At 57.2% G+C, this 5,370-nt stretch carries 3 rRNA genes; all 3 read right to left on the bottom strand.

Annotated features, from left to right (window positions below):
* Positions 1-4: 4 nt before the first annotated feature.
* Positions 5-121: ribosomal RNA gene (gene rrf / locus V6V47_RS32550) — 5S ribosomal RNA — on the bottom strand.
* Positions 122-208: 87 nt separating this feature from the next.
* Positions 209-3,318 (bottom strand): 23S ribosomal RNA (locus V6V47_RS32555).
* 380 nt (positions 3,319-3,698) lie between these two features.
* A 16S ribosomal RNA gene (locus V6V47_RS32560) occupies positions 3,699-5,213 on the bottom strand.
* Together the 16S, 23S and 5S rRNA genes form the textbook arrangement of a ribosomal RNA operon.
* Between the last annotated feature and the right edge of the window lie 157 nt (positions 5,214-5,370).

A 5,370-nucleotide genomic window follows, 5' to 3' on the forward strand; every position in this document is an offset into this window, starting at 1 on the left:
GATTGTCCGGCGGTGTCCTACTCTCCCACACCCTCACGAGTGCAGTACCATCGGCGCTGGAGGGCTTAGCTTCCGGGTTCGGAATGTGACCGGGCGTTTCCCCTCCGCCATGACCGCCGTAACTCTATAGACATATCAAACAACACCACACACAAGAGGGTTTGTTGTTCGTTTGTCTAGAGTTGCACAGTGGACGCGTAGCAGCTTAGTAGTCAAGTCCTCGGCCTATTAGTACCGGTCAACTGAACCCGTTACCGGGCTTACATTTCCGGCCTATCAACCCAGTCGTCTAGCTGGGGGCCTTACCCCACCAAGGTGGGTGGGATACCTCATCTTGAAGCAGGCTTCCCGCTTAGATGCTTTCAGCGGTTATCCCTTCCGAACGTAGCTAACCAGCCGTGCCCTTGGCAGGACAACTGGCACACCAGAGGTTCGTCCGTCCCGGTCCTCTCGTACTAGGGACAGCCCTTCTCAAGTATCCTACGCGCACGGCGGATAGGGACCGAACTGTCTCACGACGTTCTAAACCCAGCTCGCGTACCGCTTTAATGGGCGAACAGCCCAACCCTTGGGACCTGCTACAGCCCCAGGATGCGACGAGCCGACATCGAGGTGCCAAACCATCCCGTCGATATGGACTCTTGGGGAAGATCAGCCTGTTATCCCCGGGGTACCTTTTATCCGTTGAGCGACACCGCTTCCACTCGCAAGTGCCGGATCACTAGTCCCGACTTTCGTCCCTGCTCGACCTGTCAGTCTCACAGTCAAGCTCCCTTGTGTACTTGCACTCAACACCTGATTGCCAACCAGGATGAGGGAACCTTTGGGCGCCTCCGTTACCTTTTAGGAGGCAACCGCCCCAGTTAAACTACCCACCAGACACTGTCCCTGAACCGGATAACGGTCCGAAGTTAGATACCCAAATCAACCAGAGTGGTATTTCAAGATTGCCTCCACCCATACTGGCGTATGGACTTCACCGGCTCCCACCTATCCTACACAAGCTAATTCGAGTACCAATGTCAAGCTATAGTAAAGGTCCCGGGGTCTTTCCGTCCTGCCGCGCGTAACGAGCATCTTTACTCGTACTGCAATTTCGCCGGGCCTGTGGTTGAGACAGTGGGGAAGTCGTTACGCCATTCGTGCAGGTCGGAACTTACCCGACAAGGAATTTCGCTACCTTAGGATGGTTATAGTTACCACCGCCGTTTACTGGCGCTTAAGTTCTCCGCTTCGCCCCGAAGAGCTAACAGGTCCCCTTAACGTTCCAGCACCGGGCAGGCGTCAGTCCATATACATCGAATTACTTCTTCGCATGGACCTGTGTTTTTAGTAAACAGTCGCTTCCCCCTGCTCTCTGCGGCCATACAACGCTCCACCCGCGCGGGGCTTCACGTCTCCGGCCCCCCTTCTCCCTAAGTTACGGGGGCAATTTGCCGAGTTCCTTAACCACAGTTCGCCCGATCGCCTCGGTATTCTCTACCTGACCACCTGTGTCGGTTTGGGGTACGGGCCGCTAAGAACTCGCTAGAGGCTTTTCTCGGCAGCATAGGATCACTGACTTCACCTGAATCGGCTCGGCATCACGTCTCAGCCTTCATGTGTCGCGGATTTGCCTACGACACGGCCTACACGCTTACCCCGGCACAACCACCGGCCGGGCTCAGCTACCTTCCTGCGTCACCCCATCGCTTGACTACTACCCGCCAGGTTCCCACGCTCCCTCAGCTCAGTCCGAAGACCTCACCAAGTTCGGGTGGTTAGCACAACGAGGTTCATCAGGGACGCTCTTTCGCGGGTACGGGAATATCAACCCGTTGTCCATCGACTACGCCTCTCGGCCTCGCCTTAGGTCCCGACTCACCCAGGGCGGATTAGCCTGGCCCTGGAACCCTTGGTCATCCGGCGGAAGGGTTTCTCACCCTTCTTTCGCTACTCATGCCTGCATTCTCACTCGTGCCGCGTCCACAACTGGGTCACCCCGCTGCTTCACTCGCGGCACGACGCTCCCCTACCCATCCACACACCTGCACAAGGAATCAAGTCCAAGCGAGGATAAAATGTGAATGCCACAGCTTCGGCGGTGTGCTTGAGCCCCGCTACATTGTCGGCGCGGAACCACTTGACCAGTGAGCTATTACGCACTCTTTAAAGGGTGGCTGCTTCTAAGCCAACCTCCTGGTTGTCTATGCGACCCCACATCCTTTTCCACTTAGCACACGCTTAGGGGCCTTAGCTGGTGATCTGGGCTGTTTCCCTCTCGACTACGAAGCTTATCCCCCGCAGTCTCACTGCCGCGCTCTCACTTACCGGCATTCGGAGTTTGGCTGATTTCGGTAAGCTTGTGGGCCCCCTAGACCATCCAGTGCTCTACCTCCGGCAAGAAACACGCGACGCTGCACCTAAATGCATTTCGGGGAGAACCAGCTATCACGGAGTTTGATTGGCCTTTCACCCCTAACCACAGGTCATCCCCCAATTTTTCAACATTGGTGGGTTCGGCCCTCCACGCGGTCTTACCCGCGCTTCAGCCTGCCCATGGCTAGATCACTCCGCTTCGGGTCTAGGACACGCGACTGAATCGCCCTATTCAGACTCGCTTTCGCTACGGCTCCCCCACACGGGTTAACCTCGCCACATGCCACTAACTCGCAGGCTCATTCTTCAAAAGGCACGCCGTCACCCCGCAAGGCTCCGACGGATTGTAGGCGAACGGTTTCAGGTACTATTTCACTCCCCTCCCGGGGTACTTTTCACCATTCCCTCACGGTACTTGTCCGCTATCGGTCACCAGGAAGTATTTAGGCTTACCAGGTGGTCCTGGCAGATTCACGGCAGATTTCAGGGGTCCGCCGCTACTCGGGAACACCCACAGAAGGTCAGCAACTTTCACCTACCGGACTTTCACCGTCTACGGTCAGCCATTCCAGACTGTTCGACTAGCCACTGACTTTGTAACTTCTCGAACAAGTGTCAGCTTGTTCAGCAGGGTCCCACAACCCCGACCACGCAACCCCTGACAGGTATCACACGCAGCCGGTTTAGCCTCGATCCGCTTTCGCTCGCCACTACTCACGGAATCACTAAATTGTTTTCTCTTCCTACGGGTACTGAGATGTTTCACTTCCCCGCGTTCCCTCCACACACCCTATGTGTTCAGGTGTGGGTGACACCACATGACTGGTGCCAGGTTTCCCCATTCGGACACCCTGGGATCACAGCTTGGTTGACAGCTCCCCCAGGCCTATCGCGGCCTCCCACGTCCTTCATCGGCTCCTGGTGCCAAGGCATTCACCGTTCGCCCTTGACAACTTGACCACAAAGATGCTCGCGTCCACTGTGCAATTCTCAACAAACGACCAACCCACAACCCGATCCACCCCACACCAGAACCCGACAACCGCCGGCGGTATATGGAGCCAAGTCATGCCTGGCAGACATCCAGACCCCCGAAAGGGCCCGGCACGTCACCGAAAAAACAACCAACGGTTGTTCCTTCAGGACCCAACAGGGTGCTCATCATCCCCACCCAGCCGCACCAGGAAAAACCGTTCCCACCACCAATAAAGGCAGCTGTACTAGGCATCCCGGCCGTTGCCGGAGGAAAACTAACCAGTGTCTCCGCCATTCGAGCACCCCGCCACCACAGTCGGGCAGCGCGGGCTCCTTGCACCCTTTCAGGTGAAGGTGCTCCTTAGAAAGGAGGTGATCCAGCCGCACCTTCCGGTACGGCTACCTTGTTACGACTTCGTCCCAATCGCCAGCCCCACCTTCGACGGCTCCCTCCACAAGGGTTGGGCCACCGGCTTCGGGTGTTGCCGACTTTCGTGACGTGACGGGCGGTGTGTACAAGGCCCGGGAACGTATTCACCGCAGCGTTGCTGATCTGCGATTACTAGCGACTCCGACTTCACGGGGTCGAGTTGCAGACCCCGATCCGAACTGAGACCGGCTTTTTGGGATTCGCTCCACCTCGCGGTATCGCAGCCCATTGTACCGGCCATTGTAGCATGCGTGAAGCCCTGGACATAAGGGGCATGATGACTTGACGTCATCCCCACCTTCCTCCGAGTTGACCCCGGCAGTCTTCGATGAGTCCCCGCCATAACGCGCTGGCAACATCGAACGAGGGTTGCGCTCGTTGCGGGACTTAACCCAACATCTCACGACACGAGCTGACGACAGCCATGCACCACCTGTGACCGCCCCCGAAGGACCTCACATCTCTGCGAGTTTTGCGGCCATGTCAAACCCAGGTAAGGTTCTTCGCGTTGCATCGAATTAATCCGCATGCTCCGCCGCTTGTGCGGGCCCCCGTCAATTCCTTTGAGTTTTAGCCTTGCGGCCGTACTCCCCAGGCGGGGCGCTTAATGCGTTAGCTGCGGCACAGGAAACCGGAGAGGTCCCCCACACCTAGCGCCCAACGTTTACAGCGTGGACTACCAGGGTATCTAATCCTGTTCGCTCCCCACGCTTTCGCTCCTCAGCGTCAGTATCGGCCCAGAGACCCGCCTTCGCCACCGGTGTTCCTCCTGATATCTGCGCATTTCACCGCTACACCAGGAATTCCAGTCTCCCCTACCGAACTCTAGCCTGCCCGTATCGACCGCAGGCTTGGGGTTGAGCCCCAAGTTTTCACGGTCGACGCGACAAGCCGCCTACGAGCTCTTTACGCCCAATAAATCCGGACAACGCTCGCACCCTACGTCTTACCGCGGCTGCTGGCACGTAGTTGGCCGGTGCTTCTTCTGCAGGTACCGTCACTCTCGCTTCGTCCCTGCTGAAAGAGGTTTACAACCCGAAGGCCGTCATCCCTCACGCGGCGTCGCTGCATCAGGCTTCCGCCCATTGTGCAATATTCCCCACTGCTGCCTCCCGTAGGAGTCTGGGCCGTGTCTCAGTCCCAGTGTGGCCGGTCGCCCTCTCAGGCCGGCTACCCGTCGTCGCCTTGGTGGGCCATTACCCCACCAACAAGCTGATAGGCCGCGAGTCCATCCCAGGCCGAAAAACTTTCCACCCAACCCCATGCGAGGCCAGGTCATATTCGGTATTAGCCCCCGTTTCCGAGGGTTATCCCAAAGCCTAGGGCAGGTTACTCACGTGTTACTCACCCGTTCGCCGCTCGAGTACCCCGAAGGGCCTTTCCGCTCGACTTGCATGTGTTAAGCACGCCGCCAGCGTTCGTCCTGAGCCAGGATCAAACTCTCCAACAAAAACTTGTTGAACAATCATCCTGACAACAAACAATGTTGCCAAAGGAATCCCAACCAACAATCCCAAAGGACTGCCAGTCCGGGGTATAAATCATAATTGGCACTGGCTTTTCAAGCACCCTGTTGAGTTCTCAAAGAACAACCACACACCGATCAG

The organism is Micromonospora sp. CPCC 205539 (assembly GCF_036906815.1).
Classification (GTDB): Bacteria; Actinomycetota; Actinomycetes; order Mycobacteriales; family Micromonosporaceae; genus Micromonospora.